Origin of the sequence: Aeromonas sp. QDB11, assembly GCF_027705265.1 — a bacterium.
Taxonomy (GTDB): Bacteria; Pseudomonadota; Gammaproteobacteria; order Enterobacterales; family Aeromonadaceae; genus Aeromonas; species Aeromonas allosaccharophila.
The window spans coordinates 1-21,140 of sequence record NZ_JAPDBM010000046.1 but is presented as its reverse complement, the minus strand read 5'-3'; the positions used below and the strand labels follow the sequence as shown (position 1 = coordinate 21,140).

The window sequence follows — 21,140 nt, the reverse complement described above, 5'->3', positions numbered from 1 at the left end:
AGCACCACTTACCGGTTCATCAAGAGTGGGTTCAGCTTCGCGAATCGATTGTTAAACGAACCGTCGCAGAGTGACAAAAAAGGCGCCATAAGGCGCCTTTTTATTGTTCAGTTACAGCAGGATCAGTTGAAGAACCAGTAACCGCGGTTGACCAGACGGGTCAGCAGTTGCAGGAAACCGGCCTGATCAGCCAGCTCCACCATGTCGGCCTGAGTGATGATGTCCTTGTCACACAACAGGGAAATGGCTGCCGCATCTTCGCTTTGCAGGGTCCAAGCTTCGCCGTCGATATAGCACTGCTGGCTATCGCCGCTAAACCAGACGCTGCGCAGACCCGGCACCTTGATGGCGGGCTCGCCCTGGGTCAGAAGGTCGGCTACCTCCTCGGCGCTGTAGTCCGGTTCCACCGGATTGACGTCCAGATCGTGCTTGGCCTCTGAGATCATGGTGCCGAACCACTCCTTGAACAGGGTCTCGTCATCGAGCGCCTGTTGCATCAGCTCGCGCAGACGGTGCAGCTCGTGGGGCTGGATCTCGCCGTGACGGGCACGGGGCTTGAGATCCGGGTCGCTGTAACGCTCGGTACGCACCTCGTTGTCGATCAGGTGATCGGCAAAGGAGGAGATCAGCGCCTTGGCATCCGGTGCGCGGAAGCCCACCGAGAAGTTCATGGAGGGCTCGATGGCGTAGCCTTCGTGGGGGAATCCGGGCGGAATGTAGAGGATATCGCCCGGCTCCATGATGACGTCGATGATCGCCTCGAACGGCTCGCAGTGCAGCAGCGCGGCGTGGGCGGCAAACTCGTTGAGCGGCAGCGCATCACCAACCCGCCAGTGACGCTTGCCGATACCCTGGGTGATGAATACATCGTAATTGTCGATGTGGGGGCCGACACCCGCGTGGGGGGTGGAGAAGCTCACCATCACGTCGTCCAGTCGCCAGCCGGGGATGAACTGGAACGGCACGGCCAGCTCGTTCACCTCGGGGGCCCAGTGGTTGCAAGCCTGTACCAGAATGGTCCAGTTCTCTTCGCCCAGATGGTCGTAGGATTCGAAGGGGCCGTGGGCTGCATCCCACTTGCCGTCGAAACGGGTGACGAGGCGGGACTCGACCACCTCCTCCATGGCCAGACCCGCCAGCTCATCCGGGCTGATGGGATCCTGAAAGTCGGTGAAGCCGCCCTTGATAAGGAGCGGGCGCTTCTGCCAGTAGTGCTCGAGGAAGTGAGCGATATCCAGATTGAGTTCGTACATAGATCTTCTCGTCAAAGGGTTCGACAAAGGTCAGGAGAGGTCTTGCCAGAGGCGGCTGCCAAGCTCGGGCAAGCCCTCTTGCAAACCCTGTATAGGGTGCCACATAAAATAACCGGGGCCCTGTTGCAGATCATGCACAGGGCCCCGGTGGTGTCATTTATCCGCTTATTTCAGCAGATCAACCAGACGCTGGGCGTCACCGATGTAGTTGGCCGGGGTCAGCTTCTTCAGCTCAACCTTCACCGCTTCCGGCAACTCCAGAGTGTCGATAAAGGTACGCATCCCTTCGGCATCGACGCGGCGACCACGGGTCAGCTCTTTGAGCTTCTCGTAAGGCTTCTCGATACCGTAGCGGCGCATCACGGTCTGGATCGGCTCGGCCAGCACTTCCCAGTTGGCATCCAGATCGGCGGTCATGGCGGCACTGTTGGCTTCCAGCTTGGAGATGCCTTTGAGGGTCGCCTGATAGGCAATCAGGGAGTAACCCACCGCCACACCCAGGTTGCGCAGCACGGTCGAGTCGGTCAGGTCGCGCTGCCAGCGGGAGATAGGCAGTTTGCTCGCCAGATGCTGGAACACGGCGTTGGCCAGACCCAGATTGCCTTCGGAGTTTTCGAAGTCGATGGGGTTGACCTTGTGCGGCATGGTGGAGGAGCCGATTTCACCGGCGATGGTGCGCTGCTTGAAGTGACCCAGCGAGATGTAACCCCACACATCGCGGTCGAAGTCGATCAGGATGGTGTTGAAGCGGGCCATGGCATCGAACAGCTCGGCGATGTAGTCGTGCGGCTCGATCTGGGTGGTGTAGGGGTTCCAGGAAAGGCCCAGGGAGGTCACAAACTCCTCGGAGAACTGGTGCCAGTCCACATCCGGGTAGGCGCTGATGTGGGCGTTGTAGTTGCCGACTGCACCGTTGATCTTGCCGAGGATCTCCACTGCCATGATCTGCTTGTACTGGCGCTCCAGACGGTAGGCGACGTTGGCCATTTCCTTGCCCATGGTGCTCGGGGTGGCCGGCTGACCGTGGGTACGGGAGAGCAGCGGCATGTCTCGGTACTCGTGAGCCAGACGTTTGAGCTCGCTGATCAGCTTCTCGCAATAAGGTTTGATAACCTCTTCGCGGGCGGTTTTCAGCATCAGACCGTGGGAGTTGTTGTTGATGTCTTCCGAGGTGCAGGCGAAGTGGATGAACTCGCTGACAGCCGCCAGCTCCGGGTTCACTTCGACTTTCTCTTTGAGGAAGTACTCCACCGCTTTCACATCATGGTTGGTGGTGCGCTCGATCTGTTTGATACGGGCGGCGTCACTCTCGTTGAAGTTGCTGACGATGCCATCGAGCAGGGCATTGGCGGCCGCGCTCAGGGCAGGGACTTCCGGGATCCCGGCGTGGCTGGCCAGTTTTTGCAACCAGCGTACCTCGACTTCGACGCGAAAACGCAGCAGGCCGAATTCGGAGAAGATAGGGCGCAGGGCATCGGCCTTGTCGCCATAACGACCGTCAATCGGGGAAACAGCAGTCAGCGCGGACAGCTCCATGGGGTGAACTCCTGATGATTGGTGTGGGGGTATCCGTATCCACTCGCGCGTGGGCCGGAGTCGTTATCAAGGCGGATGTGCGGCTGTTCACCCTGATGTCGACCTCGCTTGCCCGCGCGCGAGCCGATGATTAGTAACGTTTGGCCAGCTCCACCATCTTCTTGCGAGCGAAGATGATCTGGGTGCGGCTGCCACCGAGCTGACGCCACAGCACGCAGGCACGAATGCCCGCCAGCAGCAGGGCGCGCACCTTGTGCTGCACCAGCGGCTGCTGCAGGAACAGCGGGGTGCCCGCAACCTGGATTCTGGGGCCGATCGGGCTGATAAGATCGCTGTAGATGCTCGCCATGTTGGCCAGGATCTGCTCGTCGAGCAGGTCGAAGTGCTGTTGCTGGCGGCCAATCTGGCTGATCCGCTCACCCAGCATATTGAGAATGTCCTTGCGCTTGGCCAGCTTGCGCTCCAGCGCAATCAGGCTCACCACGTAGCGGGTCAGCTCGGCATTCTTCTGGCTGCCGTCGGCACCCAGCTGTTCGACCAGCGCACGGTAGCCGTCGCGAATGGCCAGATGGGTATTGTTGAACACCTCGAGCGGCTGGCTCGGGTTGGTCACCAGAATGCTGGAGAGGCTCTCGCGCAGGGCGGCCTCGTCACAGCTGCCGTCTCGGGCCACCTTCTGCACCAGATACGCGGCCTGGCAGATGCCGGCAAAGGCCATTGTTCTGTCTTGGAATTTATCGCTCACGTCTGCTGCCTTCTGTTAAGGATTCAAACCGGATGGCTGAAACGTTGTTCGATGATGCCGCCGCCCAGACACACTTCCCCGTCGTAGAAGACGGCGGACTGGCCCGGGGTGACCGCAGCCTGCTTCTCGTCGAAGATGACCCGGATGGTCTCGTCGTCGATGGGCTGGATCAGGCAGGGAATATCCTGCTGGCGGTAGCGGGTCTTGACGGTGCAGCGACGCGGCTCACGGATCGGGGTGCGATCCACCCAGTGCAGCTGGCTGGCGATGAGGCCGTCGGAGTAGAGGCGAGGATGCTCGCCCTGCGCCACCACCAGCACATTGCGTTCGACCTCTTTGTCGACCACATACCAGGCCTCTTCGGTGGCATCTTTGCGACCACCTATACCGAGCCCTTTGCGTTGGCCCAGGGTGTGATACATCAGACCCTGATGCTCGCCGATCACCTTGCCATCCACGGTTTCGATTTTACCGGGCTGGGCAGGCAGGAACTTGGCCAGGAAGTCCTTGAATTTGCGCTCGCCGATAAAGCAGATGCCGGTGGAGTCTTTCTTCTTGGCGGTGATGAGATCGAGCTGCTCGGCGATGCGGCGCACCTCCGGTTTTTCCAGATCGCCAACCGGGAACAGGCTCTGACCCACTTGCTTCTCGCTCAGGGTGTAGAGGAAGTAGCTCTGATCCTTGTTGGTATCGAGACCGCGCAGCAGGCGCGGGCGGCCGGTGCTGTCGTCACGGCGCACATAGTGGCCGGTGGCGATGTAGGTGGCACCCAGCTCTTCGGCGGCAAATTCGAGGAACGCCTTGAACTTGATCTCCTTGTTGCACAGGATATCCGGGTTCGGCGTACGGCCCGCCTTGTACTCTTCGAGGAAGTGCTCGAACACGTTGTCCCAGTACTCGGAGGCGAAGTTGATGGTGTGGAGTTTCATCCCCAGCTTGTCGCAGACGGCCTTGGCATCAGCCAAATCCTGGGCGGCAGAGCAGTACTCGTCCGTGTCGTCTTCTTCCCAGTTCTTCATGAACAAGCCTTCGACCTGATAGCCCTGCTGCTGGAGCAGGTAGGCCGAGACGGAAGAATCCACGCCGCCGGACATGCCGACGATCACCTTGATTTGGCTGTTGTCTGTCATTAGTCGAAGTTACCAGTTCGTTTAAACGGGGCGTATTCTACCAGAGTTTTGCGCCCCCGGTCACATATCCATGCCGCAGTTCCCATCAGGAGCCTGATAGCAGGAAATCGTTTTTCTATTTGTTGGCACCATGATGAAAAAGTGGCGCCAAACGGTCCCGCATAGCCTGTTCACGATCTGTCACGAGAGGCCGTCAGCAAGGTAAAGAGCAGCGCAGGAACCGGAACGTATAGATATACGTGAGGATTCCGAGCAGCACATGAGCCTTGATCACGGTCTCGCAGTAAGAGCGTGGGCAGGCTCTCAGATAAAGGCCTTGAGCGCCGAGAGCGGCAGCCGTGTCCCCGCCAGATAGTCCTGAATGCACTGCCATACCAAGGGGCTTCTCAGGGCCGGTTTGCATTCCGCTATTTCTTCCAGAGTGAGCCAGTGGCACGCGAGCACATCGCCGTCAGGATCCTCTGGATGGTGCTGGCCGGGCGCTTTTTCAAGGTCGAAGATTAAGGCGGTGCGCACATAGGTGGCCTCGCTGTCGGCCGGTTTGAACAGATAGGTGCCGAGCCAGGCGGTTGGCGTAGCGGTCAGCCCCGTCTCCTCTTTGAGCTCGCGGCAGGCCGCTTCCTGCAGGTTTTCTCCCGGCTCCACATGGCCAGCGGGTTGGTTGAAGCGGCGCTGGCCTTTTATCTCCTCTTCCACCACCAGAAAGCGGCCTTGCCACTGCACCACGGCAGCGACTGTCAGGCGCGCCTCCATGCGGGCATAGCTGGTGGTCGATTGCTCTGCCTGATTGCTCATCATGACTCCTTGTCGCTGCTATTGGGATTGACTGCGCGGGCCGGTCTACGTGCCGTACCGCGCCCGCTGCTGCGGGGTTTGCCGCCGGTCGGGCTTGAGGTTGCGCGCTCGGTTACGTGAGTGCTGCGGGGACGCTCGTCCCGTCCCGGCTGGCTGGCCCGCCGTGGTGCATCCCCTGCCGGTTTGGCGTTACCGCCTGAACGGGATGAGGAGGGACGCGGGCGGCTGGTGGAGAGCGGTGCCAGCTCGGGGGCGGGCAGGCTGCGGCTTGTCCCCGGCGCCAGACCATCTAACGTCCAGTCGCCGATGGCATAACGGATCAGGCGCAGGGTGGGGTGGCCGATATGGGCGGTCATCCGCCGCACCTGGCGGTTGCGCCCCTCGATGATGGTGATCTCCAGCCAGCTGGTGGGGATCTCCTTGCGCTCGCGAATGGGCGGATTGCGTGGCCACACCGCAGGTTCATCCATGATGCGCGCCCCGGCGGGCAGGGTCATGCCGTCATTGAGCTCGACTCCGGCGCGCAGGGCGGCCAGCTTCTCTTCACTCGGGATCCCTTCCACCTGCACCCAGTAGGTCTTGGGGGTCTTCTCCCCCGGCTGGGTGAGGCGTGCCTGCAGCTTGCCGTCGTTGGTGAGTAGCAACAGCCCCTCGCTGTCGCGATCGAGCCGCCCTGCGGCATAGATGCCGGGTTCCTTGATGTAATCCTTGAGGGTCTCCCGGCCCGCCTCGTCGGTGAATTGGCAGAGCACCATATAGGGCTTGTTCAGCAGGAGCAACTTGCGATCCTCGGGGGCCAGCTCCGGTTTGCGGGTGGCGGCATGACGGGGTGCGGCTGGTTTGGCCGCCGTGCGCGGGGCGTTATCGCGCGGCGCACGGCTGGCAGAGAGACGGGGACGGGGAGATTTCATCGGATACACACTTCAGACAGACGATGGCAGCGAGTGTATCACAGGGTGCTGAGGGCAGGATGAATGGCTGCGTGACAGGACGCGTGCAAAGAGCCCCGTATGACATGGGCAAAGTGGTTTAACGTCGCAGGCTTAACTCAGCAGGCTCTCGATCACGATAGCCTGACGGGCGGGGGCCGAGCCTGCCTGCAACAGGGCGTGGCTGACCACATCGTCGATCATCGCCTGCGCCAGTCGGGTGAGGGGGCGCAGGGTCTCCCGTCCGCTGCCGACCGGCACCGCCAGCAGAATGATGGTCTCTACCGGCCCAATCTGGGAGCCCCACTCGATGGGCTCTTTGCAGCTAAGCAGGGTCAGCGCAGGCTGGCTGATCCCATCGCTCAATACATGGGGCATGGCAAGGCCGGGGCGGATGATGGTGGCCGAGACCTGCTCGCGCCGTTCTACTGCGGCGGTCAGTGTGGCGCGGTGGGTGACCAGCTCGGCGGGCAGCAGATCGATCAGATGTTCGAGTGCCTCGCTCTTGCTCAGCGGCGCTGGGCTGTGGGCCAACTGGCGCAGGGCAAAATGGTAGTCGGGCAGGGCGTTGGCCAGTCGCAATTCGGCCAGCGCGGCGGTGCGCGGGCGCACCAGCGGTTGACCCAGTTCGCCGCACCAGCAGGTGAAGGCCATATGGGCCAGCTCGGCATCGCACCCTTCGATCTGTAACTGGCAGAGATCGCCGGGTTGGGTGGCGAGGGTCAACAGGGAGAGCTGGTTGCTGGCGGCAACGGTCTGGCGTCGGGTGAGGTTGGCGCAGCGGATGGTGGATTTGAACATCCCCGCCAGCCGGTTCAACTGCTTGGCCTGGGTGATGCTCAACCCCTGCTGGCAGTAAAAGGTGATCTCGCGGGTCAGCATCAGGCCGGGATCGGCAGGGCCTTGAGTACGGCGTTGGCATCCAGCAGCACGGTTTCCAGTGTCACCTGATGGATGGGGCAGCCGAGGAAGCGCTCTTTCTGCTCAATCTCGATATCGGAGGCAATCAGCACCAGATCGGCGCTGGCAATATCGCGGGCGGTCAGCATGTTCTCCATGCCCATGGCGCCCTGTGTTTCTACCTTGATCTTGAGCCCCAGCGCAGTGGCGGCTTTTTGCAGGGCATCGGCAGCCATATAGGTATGGGCAATACCGGTCGGGCAAGCGGTGACGGCGACGATCTTCATCTGCTCTCTGTGATGCTGACAAGGGGGAGCAACAAGATAGCGCCAGCGGGGGGCTTTTACCAAAAGTCCATATGAAAAGTGGGATCTTGATGGGGATATGCCTGCCCCTTGAGCGGCAGTGCAGGCAGATGTCGGGCCAGTCGGGTGTCCGGTTTCCCAAAACAACAAGGGCCACCCGTGTGGGTGGCCCTGAACAATCAGCGACAATCTTGAGGGGATCAGGCGGTCTGGGCTGCCAGCTCGGTGGCTTTCAGTTCGCGCTTGATGCGGCGGATCTTGCGCTCTTCGGCCACTGCGACACAGGCCATCAGCACCAGACAGGTGGCTGCGGCGATGTCGAGCGCGGCGAAGGTGCCGGTCCAGCCGGTCAGACCGAAGATGGGGGTGCCATCGGCGATCATGCCCAGACCCAGTTTGGCGAAGCTGTCACCGATGAGGTAGGCAAAGGTGCCCTTGACGCCATCGGCCACGCTGATGCCCTGCTTGGGTACGAAGCCCACGGCGGCCACGCCGATCAGCAGTTGCGGACCAAACACCAGGAAGCCCAGGGTGAACAGGGAGCCCAGGAACATGAACTGGGTAGTCGCATGCTGGTAGAGACCCAGGGTGGCGATGATCAGCGCCAGCGCCACGCAAGCCACCAGACCACGACGGCCGTTGGCCAGATCGGAGAGGTAACCCCACATCAGGGTGCCGACCAGTGCGCCCACTTCGAAGAAGGTGAAGCCCTGAATGGCGATCTCTTTGGAGAAGCCCAGTACCTGGTGAGCGTAGACGGTGGACCACTGGTCGATACCGATGCGCACCACGTAGAGGAAGATGTTGGCAAAGCAGAGCAGCCAGATCACCTTGTTCAGCAGCACGTACTTCACGAAGATCTGACCCTTGGTCAGCTTCTGCTCTTCGGTGGCGATATCCTCTTCGCTCGCCACTTCGTCAAACAGCTCTTCCACCTTGCCCAAGCCATAGGCTTCCGGTGAATCGCTACCAAAACGCAGGCCGATAAAGCCGACGACCAGCGCGATGATGGACGGGAAGATAAACATGCCGAGCACGTTGCCATCAAACAGGTAGTTGGCACCGAACAGCGCTACACCGGCCGCACCGGCACCGCCCACGTTGTGGGAGAGGTTCCACATACCCAGATAGGTGCCGCGCTTGTTGCGAGGGGTCCACTTGGTGATGGTGGAATAGCTGCACGAACCGCCGCAGCTCTGGAAGAAACCGCTGGCCGCGTAGAAGAAGATCATGAAGTAGAGGCTAAAACCCGTGCCGCCCATGCTGGCACTGAAGCCCAGCATGCAGAGCGCGGAGAGGATCAGCATCAGCGGCAGGAACTGCTTGGTGTTCTTGCCATCGGCGTAGTAGGAGACGATGGTCTTGCCCACCCCGTAGGTGATGGAGAAGCCAAGACCGATCATGCCAAGCTCGGTCATGGAGAGACCGTACTCCTGGATCATGTCATTTTGCGCAATGTTGAAGTTCTTGCGGATCAGATACATGGTCAAATAGCCAATAAATACAACCAGATAAGATTGCATAAACGGCTTGAACCAGAGCTTGCGCCGGGCTTCGACCGGCAGGTCCAGGGTGGGGACCCGGACCTGTTGGAGAAATTTCAACATCTTCGTTCATCCTCTGCGAGATAGACGGTATTTCCGCCGCGCCCCTCATTTGTAGATAGGTTGTAAGAGGTCACGCCACGGAAGGGGGAACGGAAAGTCAGGGGCTGCCAGCCGTTGCTGCGCTCGACATTCCATCCATATAAACCCGGGCCCGGCACGGGATGACGGGGCACATTGCCCGTCGCGGTGCGGGTCACGACATCAGGTGAGGTGACTCTAATCAGGGGGGAAATAAATGGCTTGAGAGCCATCCCTAGTGGGGCTAGGAAATTTTCCTAGTTTTGTCCGATTTGGCCCCCAAGCGTGAAGAGGATCACATTGAGCAGGCCAGATTGATGGCGAAGTGGCCAGCTTGGCGAACGGTTTGGCTGTCACAGGCCGGTGACATGGCCGCCCGCTGCAAGCGGCCCTGTATTGGTGTTTCGGTTGTCTAGACCTTCAGCAGAGGGGATGGCGAGTAGTCATGTCTGTCTGCCTCACTGATGTCAGAGGAGGCCGATAATCGGCTCAGACTATGGTGATGCAGGGTGGTCAGGGCCTGATAGAGGGTGCTGCCATCCATGGCGCTCAGGGGATGCTGGCTCCAGAGGATGAGATGATTATCCGGAGAGAGTGCGATACGCGGGCTGGCGGGATTGGCCGAGAAGAGATTTTGTTGCAGTAGCGCGATGGCCTGCTCTGCATCGTTGAGGGGAGAGAGGCGCATAAAGAGGGCAAGCTGGCTATCGCCGATCGCTGCCAGATGGATGGTATGGCTATTGTCCAGTGTGATGCTGGCAACGCCCTCTGTGGTAGTGAGCGGGATCCCGATGTGGTGGCCCAGGGCGTTTAACGCGGCGTCAAATTGTTCGTTCATGTGTGGCTGCCTGCAGCAGAGGTGGAGAGAGGTGGGCAAACTATCGAAAAACAGCCATTTCATTTGTCATTTATGGGTGTCGATTTTGTTGCTATCGGTCACTTTGCAATATGGCTAAAAATTTCCGACCGGCAGTGCAAGGAGAGGGGAATAGCACTTTTTATACTCGCGGCTCACTCATGCCATTCGAGGTAAACATGACCTTAGCGATTCACTCTCTTCACCAACAGGTAACCCGACTTGTCGAGCAGCAACATGGCGAGGTGACCGGCAAATTGAGAGGCGGCGTGGCTGCCAACACGGAGGGACGTTTTCAGGGGTTGACCGTCACCAATGGTGCCCGGGATACAGAAAAAGCATTCGCCCGGGAAGTGCTTCATCATGTGCAGGAAATTGCCCTCAATCAGAACGATGTCGCTGAGCTGCACAAGAGCACAGTGCGCTTCAATCAGAACAACTTCGAGCTGCGTAGCCTCGGCCATGGCCAGAGCCAGTTGGTGGGATTGCGCAGCGACCAGCTGACCCTCAGGGATGCCAAGACCTTGCTGGATGCCGCCATGCGTCAGCAGGGGGCACAACGTCACGGGGCGAGCGCGCCAGCAGGTCAGGATGCGCCGCCATTGCCGCCACGTCAGGCTCCGGCCCTTCCTCCGCGCAATGCCGGCCCGGCACTGGCCCAGCAGCATGAACGACTGATGAGTGCCGCGCCCAGAATGGTGACCCCTGTGGCGGTTGATCCTTACGGGGCGCAGACGAAGCGGGAGCTGAGCAGCAGGCTGGCCGGTTTGCAGCAACAGCTGCAACCCTCGGTGCAACCTGATCGTTATCTGCAAAGCCGCGATGGCAGTCAGCTCAACCGCTTCAACGACATTCGCGCCAACAAGATGACCGCCGTGCGCCCTGATCTCAACGCCAACTATGTGCAGGTCGGAACCCATCGCTCCATTGCTTGCCAGTACCCGCTCGACAGTCAGCTGGAGAGTCATCTGCAGATGCTGTTCGACAACCGGACGCCGGTACTGGCGGTTCTGGCGTCCGCCAACGAAATCGCCAATCCCCAGTTCAAGATGCCCGACTATTTCCGTCAGAGCGGCCAATATGGGGCGGTATCGGTAAAGTCCGATCACAAGATGAGTGTCGACCTGGGTGATGGCATTCAGGCCGATGTTTATCAGATGGCACTGACCATGCCCGGCTCTGGCAAGAAGGGGATCCAGGTGCCCGTGGTTCATGTCAGCAACTGGCCAGATAAAACCGCCGTCAGCGCCGAGGTTACTGAACGGCTGTCAGCCCTGCTGGAGCAAAATGCGCAAGCGAAGCGCGCCATGTATGAGAAGGCGGGCAGTTCGGCGGTGGGGGATGAGAACAAATTGCTACCGGTGGTTCATTGCCGTGCCGGGGTGGGTCGTACCGCGCAGGTGATCGGTGCCATGGCGATGCATGAGCCGCGCAACAATCAGTTGAGCGTAGAGGATGTAGTCAGCAGCATGCGCACCAGCCGCAATGGCGTTATGGTGCAAAAACAGGAGCAGCTGGAGGTATTGATGACCCTGGCTCAGCATCAGCAGCGCCCATTACTGCGGGCATAACAGAAGGCAAATCCCCTTGGCGGGTTTGTTCGACAAACGCAAAGAGGCCACCCCGTGGGGTGGCCTCTTGTCATGCTCTACGAGCCGCGATGGTGAGGGGGCACTCAGGCCGCCTTGGCCAGCGTTACCTCGTCACTCTTTTTGACCCGCAGCTTTTTCAGGGCAACCGCCACCACGCCGGTGACGATGGCGCCGCAGACCATGCAGAGCAGCGCCAGCAGCGGCTTGTTGACCGCACCCAGCAGGGCGACGATAGGGCCACCGTGGGCGACGCTGTTGGTGATGCCAAACAGGAAGGCCATCACCGCAGCAGTCATGCTACCCAGAATGTTGGCCGGAATAACGGCCAGCGGATCACGGGCGGCGAATGGAATCGCCCCTTCGGAGATCCCCACCAGACCCATGGCACCGGCGGCTTTGCCCGCTTCGATTTCAGAGGCATCGAAGATACCCAGCTTGCGACCGAGCACGGTAGCCAGCGACATGCCGAGCGGCGCGGCCGGGATGGCGCAAGCCATGGCTCCCATAAACTGGGTCTGACCGGAGGCAATCATGCCGACCGAGAACAGGAACGCCACCTTGTTGACCGGGCCACCCATATCAAAGCCAGCCATACCACCGAGCACGATACCCAGCAGCACCAGACTGCCACCGCTCATGGAGAGCAGCATGGCGTTGAGGCCAGTCATCATGTCGGCAATCGGGGCGCCGATGATGAAGATAAAGACCGCCGCGATAAACAGGGAACCGACGATGGGGGCGATCAGGATTGGCACCAGCGGCTGTACCATCTTGTGGTACTGACGGGTCGCAATCCAGCGCACCAGATAGCCGACCAAGAGGCCCGCGATGATGGCACCGATAAAGCCGGTCCCGGCGTCAGCGCCGTAGAAGCTGCCGTTGTTGGCGATCCAGCCGCCGATAAAGCCCGGTGCCAGCGCCGGACGATCACCGATGGCGTAGGCGATATAGCCCGCCAGAATGGGGATCATCAGGGTAAAGGCGGCCACGCCGACGTTGAGGATCTGGTTCCACATGCTCCCTTCCGGGATCTGCATGCCGCTCGGGGTCGGGTTGCCGCCGATGGCCAGTGCCAGCGCAATCAACAGACCGCCGGTCACCACGAACGGGATCATGTGCGATACGCCGTTCATCAGGTAGCGATAGAGATCGGAACTGCCGCCTGCGCTCTTCTCTTCACCCTTTTTATCTTCTTTGCCAGCCACATAGGCCGGGGCTTTCAGCGCCTGCTCGATCAGACCCTTGCCATCCTTGATAGGGGCCTTGACGCCGGTCTTGATCAGCGGTTTGCCAGCGAAGCGGGCCATGTCCACCTGCTTGTCACAGGCGACCACGATGGCAGTGGCGCGGGCAATCTCGTCCGCGGTCGGGCTGTTCTTGACGCCGATGGAGCCATTGGTCTCCACCTTCACCTCATAACCCAGCTCGCGGGCGGCACGCTCCAGCGACTCGGCCGCCAGATAGGTGTGGGCGATACCGGCCGGGCAGCCGGTGACACCGATGATGAAACCCTTGCTGGTGGTCGGGGTCGCGCTCTGCTCCTCTTTCTTGGCCAGCAGCAGCGCCAGCGCGTCGGCCGGGCTCTTGGCCGCCAGCAGCTTGGCGATAAAGCCCTCTTCGATCAGCTTGCCGGAGAGCTCGGCCAGCACTTCGATATGGTGATTGGCGCCGCCATCGGGGGAGGCGATCATAAAGAAAATGTGGGACGGCTTGCCATCTTCGGCGCCGTACTCGATGCCGTTGCGGCTGATGCCGATGGCGACCGCCGGGTTGCACACCGCCGCACTCTTGGCGTGGGGCAGGGCCACGCCCTCCTCAAAGCCGGTGTTGCCCAGCTCTTCGCGGGCCCACAGATCCTTGATAAAGGCCTGCTCGTCGCTGACCTTGCCTTGCGACGCCAGCAGGCGGGCCATCTCGCTGAAGACCTCTTCCTTACGCGTCGCGTTCAAATCGAGATTGATCAGATGTTCATTGATCAAGGTGGTGATCATGGCGCTCTCCCCGCTTCCGGTGACGGAAGCTATGCGTGAGTACGTATCGACGTACTGGATAAAAATGACCTGAACATTATCGCGGCTCGCCCGCCCCCTCCCTATCGGACAAATGTGCTAATCACTGGATTTTTGTGCGCAGTAAAACGCGATGTGATGAAGATCCCGTTTTCAGGCAGGACTCGCCATTTTCAGGTTGTTGCTGATTTTTTCTTTAAAAACAAATAAATGAATTGGTATCAAGCGTGCGGCATGGTTTGTTATGCGCCATATCAATAAATTAATCGCCTGCAGGGTCTGGATTTATATGTGGTTTAACGGTGCTGTGAGATGTGACATTTCTCACAAAAAGTCGCGCTTTCGTCGGGCGGATTAGGATTTTTATGCGCCTGAAGGCAGAGGCCAATTGGATTGGCAGGGCGAGCGCAGAGGGGGACGTAGGGCGCAATGAACGAAGCGAATGGCTCCGCCTGTTTGGGAAGCGCGTGTGGTGGCAAGAGAGGGAGTGGCTGAAAAGATAGAGGTGATGACGCGAATGTCCGAATACGTTGCGCTATTCGCACCTGGGGCCATGACAGTGCAGGCACGAAATGAATGTTGCATCCGTCAGTTTAAAATGCTGTTCATACCTTAAATTTCGAATATTAATGTGGTTATTGTAGTTATAAACCCACATAGATCACAGATAAACCCTACCGCAGCAGGTAGCATGCCCCGACTGGCACTAACAATAAGCGAGAAAAATAACAATGCACTTCACTCTCAAACTGAGCGCGGTGGCGGTACTGCTTGCCCTCTCCGGATGCCAAAGCAGTGACGACAGTACCCCGGGCGATGTCAATCTGCGGTTGATGGAGACCTCCGACGTTCACTCCAACCTGCTGAGCTTCGACTACTACCAGAACAAGCGAGATGACTCGCTGGGTCTTGCCCGCACGGCCTTGCTGATCAAGCAAGCCCGTGACGAGAACAGCAACAACCTGCTGATCGACAACGGTGACCTGATCCAGGGCACTCCCCTGTCTGACTATGTCTTTTCCCAATACAAGGGCGATCCCGATTATCTGACCAAGTCGGCAGGTCACCCCGCCATCAAGGTGCTCAATGAGCTGAAATATGATGTGGGCAACCTCGGCAACCATGAATTCAACTACGGCCTCGAGTTCCTGGCGAAAACCCTCTCCGGGGCCAACTACCCGGTCGTGAATGCCAACGTCTTCGATGGCAACACCCTCAAGCGCGGCAGTGATGGCAAGGTTGACTGGGATGCCATGCCGCAACACTTCAAACCCTATGTGCTGCTGGATCGTCAGGTAAAAGATGCCAACGGCAAGATGCAGACCATCAAGGTGGGTGTGCTGGGGATGAACCCGCCCCAGATCCTCCAGTGGGACAAGCACAATCTTGAAGGCAAGGTCGTCGTGGCTGACATGGTCGAGACTGCCGAGCACTACATCCCCGAGATGCGTGCCAAGGGTGCCGATCTGGTGATCATTGCGGCGCACTCCGGTATCACCGGCACCCCGCAAGAGCCTCTGATGGAGAACGCCGCCATCTATCTTGCCCAGGTGAAGGGGTTGGATGCCCTGCTGCTGGGCCATGCCCACAAAGCCTTCCCCGGCGAGTATCCCGATATCGAAAAAGTGGATAACAAAACGGGCAAAATTGCTGGCGTTCCGGCCGTTATGCCCGGCGTGACCGGTAACCATCTTGGCATCATCGATCTCAAGTTGACCTATCAGGATGGGCGTTGGCAGGTGGCGGATAGTCACTCTGAACTGCGCAAGGTCAAAGCGCTGCCAAGCGGTGAAGAGGATCAGGGGGTCGTGAATCTGATCCAGACCGTCCACGACGAGACCATTGAGTGGCTGAGCCTGCCCATCGGCAAGCTGACCGCCCCTATTCATAGCTTCTTCTCGGTCGCGCAGGATGATGCCTCCATCCAGATCGTGAGCGATGCCCAGCTGTGGCATGTCAAGCAGGTGAAAGCGGATTGCCTGAAGCAGAACGGCCTTAATTGCGGCCTCAAGGAAGACCTGCCCGTGCTGTCGGCGGCGGCGCCGTTCCGTGGCGGGCGCAACGGTCCCAACGACTACACCTGGGTGCAGGCGGGCGACATCTCCGGGCGCAACGTCGCGGATCTCTATGTATTCCCCAATACCTTGCAGGTGGTGAAAGTCGATGGCGCCACCGTGAAAGAGTGGCTGGAGAAGAGTGCCGTCCAGTATCGTCAGATTGACCCGAACACCGATCAGGCGCAGTGGCTGGTGGTTGACGATTTCCGTCCCTACAACCTCGATGCGATCAAAGGGGTGAGTTACGAGGTGGATGTCACCCAGCCTGCTCGCTATAACCAGGATGGCAAGAAGGTCAGCGACAGCCAGCGCATTAGCCAGCTCACCTACAATGGCAAAGCGATCGATCCGAAGCAGAACTTCTACGTGGTCACCAACAACTACCGCGCCAGCGGTGGTGGCAGCTTCCCGGGTATCAATGGTCAGGCACTGGTGCACGAAGATCCGATGGAAACACGTGAAGTGCTCTCTGCCTATGTGCAGCAGCTGAGCAGCGCCAACCAAGATGGTTTCGAGGTCAAAGCCGCTGACAACTGGCATCTCAAGCCGTTGCCCGCCAAGACCAAGGTCTACTTCTACTCCTCGCCAAACCCCGAGGTCGAGAAGCTGGCAGGCCCCACTCTGAAACGGGTGGAAGGCGTGGTAGCCAATGATCCCAAGTTTGCCAATCATGCTGTCTACCAGCTGTTAGGTCAGTAATGCCGGGCGGCCTGCGGGCCGCCTTTTTTTACCCCGCTCTTGCCATTACATGGCTTGTGGGCTGGTCAACTACCCCGGCTGCTGCGCTTGGCTCGATAGCGATGCACGAGCCAGTCAATTCCCGCCATAGCCGCCGCGACGCCGATCATGATCAGAGTGAGGCGGCCGCCCTTCTGCCATGAGAGCAAATCCATATGAAAATCCTGCCGGATAAATTCCGGGAGCAGGCCGATAGGTGCGGTAATTGCCAGATAGGATATAAATTTTTTGAAAAACAGATAGTCAGGTTTTGGCGTCTGTTTGTATTGGTCCATCAAGTCTCCTGTTAGCTGTTAACGGTCAGTTGAGTGAGATAGTTATTTACCGCTGCCCGAGTCGTAAAACGGTGCTTGTCATTTGAGAATCGATCAAACAGTTCGCGATGGAAGTGGCGGGAGCTTTTGCCAGCTCGCTGCCCATATTCCGATGCCCACACCAGCAGTTGTTGAAAGCTCTCTTTGGCTGCCACTGCATCCCGTTGTCTGGCGCTTTGTGATCCGCGCGATAGCAGTGAATCACGGCATACCGACCAGTCGAGATCCAGAAATAGCAGGGTATCGGCGGCATCAAGCAGCTGTTCGGCCAGGCCACCAAATACCCCTTCGACCACCCATAAGGGCTCTTGTGCAAGCGCTTTAATGGCGAGCTCGATCTCATCTTGTGACCGTTTTTGATTAAAGCCGCCGGGTTGCCAGACGATGGTATCGAGATTGACCTCGCGGATCGTTAACCGCTCAGCCAATCGGGCCGCCAACCAGCTCTTGCCCGATCCCGAGTTGCCAATAATCAGAATACGTTTCATCTATGAGCGCTCTTTTCTGGAACAGATATCTGGAGGCTGGAAAGTAGAGGTGATGACGCGAATGTCCGAATACGCTTCGCTATTCGAACCTACGGCCAAAATACTATCTCAAATAGATGTTATTTAAGTTATTCGACTATAAGTTATACCTTTCATAACTCTCTGGACTTGAAGTAAATTTCTGGCGTCAACAATTTTCAGAATTTCCACATCCGTGTAATTCAGTGCGCTTAATTCACGAATTTTTATAACTTGTTCTACAGAGAGTCTTTCATCTGAACTACAAATAACCTTTGCAGCGTATTCTTTATCTTTCCATAAGTTGCTTATAAGTAAGTTTGCTATACCAGCCTTGGGGTGAAGCTTTTGGTATTCCTCGATTGCAGCATCTCTTTCTGATAGTGAAACCTTCTCTTGTTTTAGTAAACTGTGTTTATAAAGGTATTGCATGCCTTTAAATCCACCAGGGATCATATTTAGCGAACGATTATCCTTCATAAGTCGGTCTACCATTGTTTCCTCCCATGCCATTATTTGCTCATAAGAGTGATCATTTACAATTAACTCGCTGCTTAATAATATATTTTTGTTTCCAGTAAACTCCCGCCAAGTCTTATGGAATAGCTTGTTACTCCCTGATTTTATCTCACGAAAGTGTTCATTCATCCGTTTGAGCCAATCTCGGCTAGTTACTCCAATATATACATATTCATTTTCAACTATTCCATTGTTATCTAAAAAAGCAATTTTATGGCAATAGCCAGAGTGCTGATTTTCAACTTTCGGGAAATCTTTCATTATGTATTGTAAAGGAAATGATATTGCCCAAGGTGTGCCTTCAAATTCATCTACGATTGCATGTATAACTATCCTAGATTCATCCTTTGTTCTTTTGTATTCATCAAAAGCAAAGTAAGGCTTTACTTGCGTTGTTACTGCCCTACCCTGGATGCACTGATGTACAATATCAAAATCCAAATCATTAAATAAGTTCCATTTTCCTGGCTGATAACACCGATTTGAATTAAGTAGTCTGTCAGCAATGCCTTTTAAAGCTGAGGGAACATTATGTATATCTGATTGATATGCACCATTAGCATTCATGATACTTATTCCGGTATCATTCATGGCGGTTAAGAAACACTCTAATAGATATGAGAAGCTTATAATGGAAATTGGTGACCATTTTCCCATTATTTTATTTACTGCATCTGGGTCTATGTATCTGTATTTATGTTTTTTAGCATTTTTGATGACATTTTCTAGTTTGATGACATCTTTATTGTGTAGTGTCGGAGTGTTCTTTTGTTGTGCTGTTTTATTTAGCATTGTCTTGCTCTGAATTAAGCTCGTGGGCTCGATTAGCGCAGCGTAATCGGACGTTCGCGATGTTTTTCAATATCTCGCTTGTTGGGCTTCGCTTCGCTATGCGCCAACCTACAAACCCCACGCTACCGCCCGTGGATTACAGCCTCCAGCCTGCTGCGGTTATCCGGCTATGTGGTGGATGGCGAAACGGCTGCACAGGGTTATCTCTGCAAGAGTGGTTGCCAAGTGGAGCATATTAGTCGAGAGCAGGGCAGGGTAAAACCGCGGCTGAGCGAAAACCTGCCAAAGATCAACAAATTACTTATTAAGCGGCATCTATCCGCCCACTTGTGACAGTGACCGCAGGCAGAGCTTCACCCCTTGTTGGGAAGTTCATCCACTCAATACTCCAGAAACTTCTCCCCGCAGCGTTCGCAGATAAGATGTTTTACATGGGTGGCCTGATAGGCGAGGGTCTGACCGAAGACCGCATTGGTCAGGCTGCTGGAGCGAAAGGCTTGCCAGAAGGCTTTGCGCGGGTCTTTGGGCATCACATCCTGACTGTGATCCCGTGGCACCAACACCACGATATGGCGGGTGCGCTCCCTGCATTTGTCACAGCGATGGATTTCAGTTGGCGGGTTCTGGTCGTGCGAGTTGCTCATAAAGGGGCTCGTGAAGAGAGTGGACGCCCATCATATTCCTCTCCACTTGGCTCTCAATCTCTCCTTGCTGGCGCAGTGAGCAGGCTCACGTTTTGCGCCCCCTCTTTACTACTTGACCTCGACAGCCCCTTGCCCGCGCGCCGCAACCGTGTGGCTCAGGCCGACTCCCGCTTTTGCGGTTTGCTGGTGAGCGGTGATGATATGGCGGGTGGGGCGAATTCGGGCTGCTGCAGGCTTGCCCAGCCAACTTAGGCCGATTCTTGCATATTCCCACGCATGGCGATCGCTCAATAACATTCATGCCGATCACGTAATAACATCCATGCCGATCACTCAATAACATCCCAAGCCGATCACTTTTTACCCTCGATGGGAAACCATGATCGGCATCCATGTTATTGGTGACTTTTTCTTCCCGCTTCGTTAAACCCGCACTTTCCCATCTGCTCCAACAGAGGAACGTGCATGTCTGCGAGGCCTATCACTGTGAGAAAACTCAAAGAAATTCTTCGCCTTAAATTTCAGGCTCAACTGGCTCATCGGCAGATCGCCCTCAGCCTGCATATCTCTCCTAGCACCGTATCCTATTACCTCAACCGGGCGGCTCAACTGGGTATCATGACCTGGCCCCTGTCTGAGTCCTGGGATGATGTCTCCCTGGAGCGCGCATTTCTCAAGACCTGCTCTGTTCATAAAACTCAGCACAAACCCACTCCCAACTGGGCCTTGTTGCATCAGGAACTCAAAAAACCAGGTCAAAAAGGCGTGACCCTCGAGCTGCTATGGCAGGAGTACGCCGAGCGCCATCCAGGCTCCCACTACAGCTACAACCACTTCTGTCGGCTCTATAAAGAGTGGGCGGCGCTGCTGCAACCCTCGATGCGGCAGACCCATATTGCGGGCGAAAAACTCTTTGTCGACTACTGCGGCCAGACCATGCCCATTGTCGATCCGCATACCGGCGAGATCCTTTACCGGGCCCAGATCTTTGTCGCCGTGCTGGGGGCCTCCAACTACACCTTTGCCGAGGCCACCCGCTCCCAGCAGCTCGATGACTGGGTGATGAGCCACAAGCGCGCTTTCGAGTTCTTTGGCGGTGTGCCGCAATTGGTGGTACCTGATTGCCTCAAGAGTGCCGTCAGCGTGGCGCGCAATACCGATCCGGATCTCAACCCTACCTACCAGATGCTGGCGGCCCATTTCGGTACGGCGATCATGCCCGCGCGGCCCCGCAAGCCGAAGGATAAGTCCAAGGCGGAGGTGGGCGTGCAGATCGTCACCCGCTGGATCCTGGCGGTGCTGCGTCATGAAACCTTCCATAGCCTGGCCCAGCTCAATCAGCGAATGGGTGAACTGCTGACCCGGCTCAACCAGAAATCCTTCCAGAAGCTGCCTGGCTGCCGTGCCTCACTGTTTGCCGAGCTCGATGCACCGGCGCTCAAGCCGTTGCCGGATTATCCCTATCACTACACCAAAGTAGTGCCGGTGCTGGTTGGTAAGGACTACCACGTCGATCTGGAAAAGCACTATTACTCAGTGCCCTATGCCTTGCAGGGCAAGCGGCTGGAGGCGCATCTGGCCGAGCATACCGTCACGCTGTACCACGCGGGCAAGATCGTGGCCGAACACCAGCGGAGTCATCACAAAGGCCAGCACAGCAGCCTGCGTGAACACATGCCCGCGCATCATCAGGCACTGCTGGAGTGGTCGCCGGAGCGACTGCTTGGCTGGGCGGCGTCCATCGGCCCCTACACCACGCATTGGGTGGATGGCTTTATCCGGCAGGCAGAGCATTCGACGCAAGCGGTGCGCCCTTGCCTGGCCTTGCTGGGGCAGAGCAAAACCTATGGCAAGGAGCGGCTGGAAGCGGCCTGCCTCCGGGGGCACCTGACCGG

Annotated in this window: 18 protein-coding genes; 3 read left to right on the top strand and 15 right to left on the bottom strand. The window is 57.6% G+C overall.

All coding sequences use genetic code 11. The features are described 5' to 3' along the window. Positions 1-122 precede the first annotated feature (122 nt). The 10 genes from OKC40_RS15320 to OKC40_RS15275 all read right to left on the bottom strand — a co-directional run bounded on the left by OKC40_RS15320 (position 123) and on the right by OKC40_RS15275 (position 10,056). Positions 123-1,253: a ribosomal protein uL16 3-hydroxylase gene (locus tag OKC40_RS15320; RefSeq protein WP_270795828.1), complete on the bottom strand. Its 1,131-nt coding sequence runs from the start codon at positions 1,251-1,253 to the stop codon at positions 123-125. A gap of 165 nt (positions 1,254-1,418) precedes the next feature. Beyond that, positions 1,419-2,789, bottom strand: a complete 1,371-nt coding sequence (purB, locus tag OKC40_RS15315) for an adenylosuccinate lyase (RefSeq protein ID WP_270795827.1) — start codon at positions 2,787-2,789, stop codon at positions 1,419-1,421. A gap of 130 nt (positions 2,790-2,919) precedes the next feature. Further along, entirely contained in the window at positions 2,920-3,534 is a 615-nt protein-coding gene (gene hflD, locus OKC40_RS15310) for a high frequency lysogenization protein HflD (protein ID WP_005334622.1), read from the bottom strand. Positions 3,535-3,557: 23 nt separating this feature from the next. Further along, on the bottom strand, positions 3,558-4,664 hold the full coding sequence (gene mnmA, locus OKC40_RS15305; protein ID WP_270795825.1) for a tRNA 2-thiouridine(34) synthase MnmA: 1,107 nt from the start codon (positions 4,662-4,664) through the stop codon (positions 3,558-3,560). A gap of 303 nt (positions 4,665-4,967) precedes the next feature. Next, positions 4,968-5,459, bottom strand: a complete 492-nt coding sequence (locus OKC40_RS15300) for an NUDIX hydrolase (RefSeq protein WP_270795824.1) — start codon at positions 5,457-5,459, stop codon at positions 4,968-4,970. Continuing rightward, positions 5,459-6,370, bottom strand: coding sequence for a 23S rRNA pseudouridine(2457) synthase RluE (rluE, locus tag OKC40_RS15295; RefSeq protein ID WP_270795822.1), 912 nt, complete (start codon positions 6,368-6,370; stop codon positions 5,459-5,461). Before rluE ends, OKC40_RS15300 begins: the two co-directional genes overlap by 1 nt. Before the next feature lie 132 nt (positions 6,371-6,502). Further along, positions 6,503-7,270 (bottom strand): PTS sugar transporter subunit IIA, encoded by a 768-nt coding sequence (locus OKC40_RS15290; protein ID WP_270795821.1) that lies wholly within the window; start codon positions 7,268-7,270, stop codon positions 6,503-6,505. After that, on the bottom strand, positions 7,270-7,575 hold the full coding sequence (locus tag OKC40_RS15285; protein WP_042656196.1) for a PTS fructose transporter subunit IIB: 306 nt from the start codon (positions 7,573-7,575) through the stop codon (positions 7,270-7,272). The genes OKC40_RS15290 and OKC40_RS15285 overlap by 1 nt, the downstream gene beginning before the upstream one ends. A 218-nt stretch (positions 7,576-7,793) precedes the next feature. Next, positions 7,794-9,200: a hexose-6-phosphate:phosphate antiporter gene (gene uhpT, locus OKC40_RS15280; protein ID WP_042656195.1), complete on the bottom strand. Its 1,407-nt coding sequence runs from the start codon at positions 9,198-9,200 to the stop codon at positions 7,794-7,796. A 430-nt stretch (positions 9,201-9,630) separates the two neighbouring features. Next, positions 9,631-10,056: a CesT family type III secretion system chaperone gene (locus OKC40_RS15275; RefSeq protein WP_270795818.1), complete on the bottom strand. Its 426-nt coding sequence runs from the start codon at positions 10,054-10,056 to the stop codon at positions 9,631-9,633. 197 nt (positions 10,057-10,253) lie between these two features. On the opposite strand from OKC40_RS15275, the gene OKC40_RS15270 reads away from it, so the two are divergent. Further along, on the top strand, positions 10,254-11,645 hold the full coding sequence (locus tag OKC40_RS15270) for a protein-tyrosine phosphatase family protein (RefSeq protein ID WP_270795816.1): 1,392 nt from the start codon (positions 10,254-10,256) through the stop codon (positions 11,643-11,645). A 104-nt stretch (positions 11,646-11,749) separates the two neighbouring features. Here OKC40_RS15270 and OKC40_RS15265 read toward each other — a convergent pair whose 3' ends face one another. Next, complete coding sequence (locus OKC40_RS15265; protein WP_270795815.1) at positions 11,750-13,657, bottom strand: PTS fructose transporter subunit IIABC; 1,908 nt, start codon at positions 13,655-13,657, stop codon at positions 11,750-11,752. Between the two features lie 749 nt (positions 13,658-14,406). Here OKC40_RS15265 and OKC40_RS15260 point away from each other — a divergent pair. Continuing rightward, the gene (locus OKC40_RS15260) at positions 14,407-16,431 is read left to right on the top strand and encodes a bifunctional 2',3'-cyclic-nucleotide 2'-phosphodiesterase/3'-nucleotidase (RefSeq protein ID WP_270795813.1); all 2,025 of its coding nucleotides are present in this window, start codon (positions 14,407-14,409) and stop codon (positions 16,429-16,431) included. A gap of 65 nt (positions 16,432-16,496) precedes the next feature. On the opposite strand, the gene OKC40_RS15255 is transcribed toward OKC40_RS15260, so the two are convergent. The 4 genes from OKC40_RS15255 to OKC40_RS15240 all read right to left on the bottom strand — a co-directional run bounded on the left by OKC40_RS15255 (position 16,497) and on the right by OKC40_RS15240 (position 19,245). Next, positions 16,497-16,745: a hypothetical protein gene (locus OKC40_RS15255; protein ID WP_270795812.1), complete on the bottom strand. Its 249-nt coding sequence runs from the start codon at positions 16,743-16,745 to the stop codon at positions 16,497-16,499. An 11-nt stretch (positions 16,746-16,756) separates the two neighbouring features. After that, positions 16,757-17,272, bottom strand: coding sequence for an AAA family ATPase (locus tag OKC40_RS15250; RefSeq protein ID WP_270795810.1), 516 nt, complete (start codon positions 17,270-17,272; stop codon positions 16,757-16,759). Between the two features lie 123 nt (positions 17,273-17,395). After that, complete coding sequence (locus OKC40_RS15245) at positions 17,396-18,601, bottom strand: hypothetical protein (protein ID WP_270795809.1); 1,206 nt, start codon at positions 18,599-18,601, stop codon at positions 17,396-17,398. Positions 18,602-18,981: 380 nt separating this feature from the next. Beyond that, on the bottom strand, positions 18,982-19,245 hold the full coding sequence (locus OKC40_RS15240; protein WP_270795807.1) for a hypothetical protein: 264 nt from the start codon (positions 19,243-19,245) through the stop codon (positions 18,982-18,984). 465 nt (positions 19,246-19,710) lie between these two features. Here OKC40_RS15240 and istA point away from each other — a divergent pair. Continuing rightward, positions 19,711-21,140 (top strand): IS21-like element ISAs27 family transposase (istA, locus tag OKC40_RS15235; RefSeq protein ID WP_270795805.1); only part of this gene is annotated, 1,430 nt, incomplete at its 3' end.

What these genes read in the sequence shown, in the direction of transcription:
- OKC40_RS15320 (WP_270795828.1), bottom strand. Translation starts at nt 1,253, where the DNA reads ATGTACGAACTCAATCTGGATATCGCTCACTTCCTCGAGCACTACTGG.
- purB (WP_270795827.1), bottom strand. Translation starts at nt 2,789, where the DNA reads ATGGAGCTGTCCGCGCTGACTGCTGTTTCCCCGATTGACGGTCGTTAT.
- mnmA (WP_270795825.1), bottom strand. Translation starts at nt 4,664, where the DNA reads ATGACAGACAACAGCCAAATCAAGGTGATCGTCGGCATGTCCGGCGGC.
- OKC40_RS15300 (WP_270795824.1), bottom strand. Translation starts at nt 5,459, where the DNA reads ATGAGCAATCAGGCAGAGCAATCGACCACCAGCTATGCCCGCATGGAG.
- rluE (WP_270795822.1), bottom strand. Translation starts at nt 6,370, where the DNA reads ATGAAATCTCCCCGTCCCCGTCTCTCTGCCAGCCGTGCGCCGCGCGAT.
- OKC40_RS15290 (WP_270795821.1), bottom strand. Translation starts at nt 7,270, where the DNA reads ATGCTGACCCGCGAGATCACCTTTTACTGCCAGCAGGGGTTGAGCATC.
- OKC40_RS15285 (WP_042656196.1), bottom strand. Translation starts at nt 7,575, where the DNA reads ATGAAGATCGTCGCCGTCACCGCTTGCCCGACCGGTATTGCCCATACC.
- uhpT (WP_042656195.1), bottom strand. Translation starts at nt 9,200, where the DNA reads ATGTTGAAATTTCTCCAACAGGTCCGGGTCCCCACCCTGGACCTGCCG.
- OKC40_RS15275 (WP_270795818.1), bottom strand. Translation starts at nt 10,056, where the DNA reads ATGAACGAACAATTTGACGCCGCGTTAAACGCCCTGGGCCACCACATC.
- OKC40_RS15270 (WP_270795816.1), top strand. Translation starts at nt 10,254, where the DNA reads ATGACCTTAGCGATTCACTCTCTTCACCAACAGGTAACCCGACTTGTC.
- OKC40_RS15265 (WP_270795815.1), bottom strand. Translation starts at nt 13,657, where the DNA reads ATGATCACCACCTTGATCAATGAACATCTGATCAATCTCGATTTGAAC.
- OKC40_RS15260 (WP_270795813.1), top strand. Translation starts at nt 14,407, where the DNA reads ATGCACTTCACTCTCAAACTGAGCGCGGTGGCGGTACTGCTTGCCCTC.
- OKC40_RS15255 (WP_270795812.1), bottom strand. Translation starts at nt 16,745, where the DNA reads ATGGACCAATACAAACAGACGCCAAAACCTGACTATCTGTTTTTCAAA.
- OKC40_RS15250 (WP_270795810.1), bottom strand. Translation starts at nt 17,272, where the DNA reads ATGAAACGTATTCTGATTATTGGCAACTCGGGATCGGGCAAGAGCTGG.
- OKC40_RS15245 (WP_270795809.1), bottom strand. Translation starts at nt 18,601, where the DNA reads ATGCTAAATAAAACAGCACAACAAAAGAACACTCCGACACTACACAAT.
- OKC40_RS15240 (WP_270795807.1), bottom strand. Translation starts at nt 19,245, where the DNA reads ATGAGCAACTCGCACGACCAGAACCCGCCAACTGAAATCCATCGCTGT.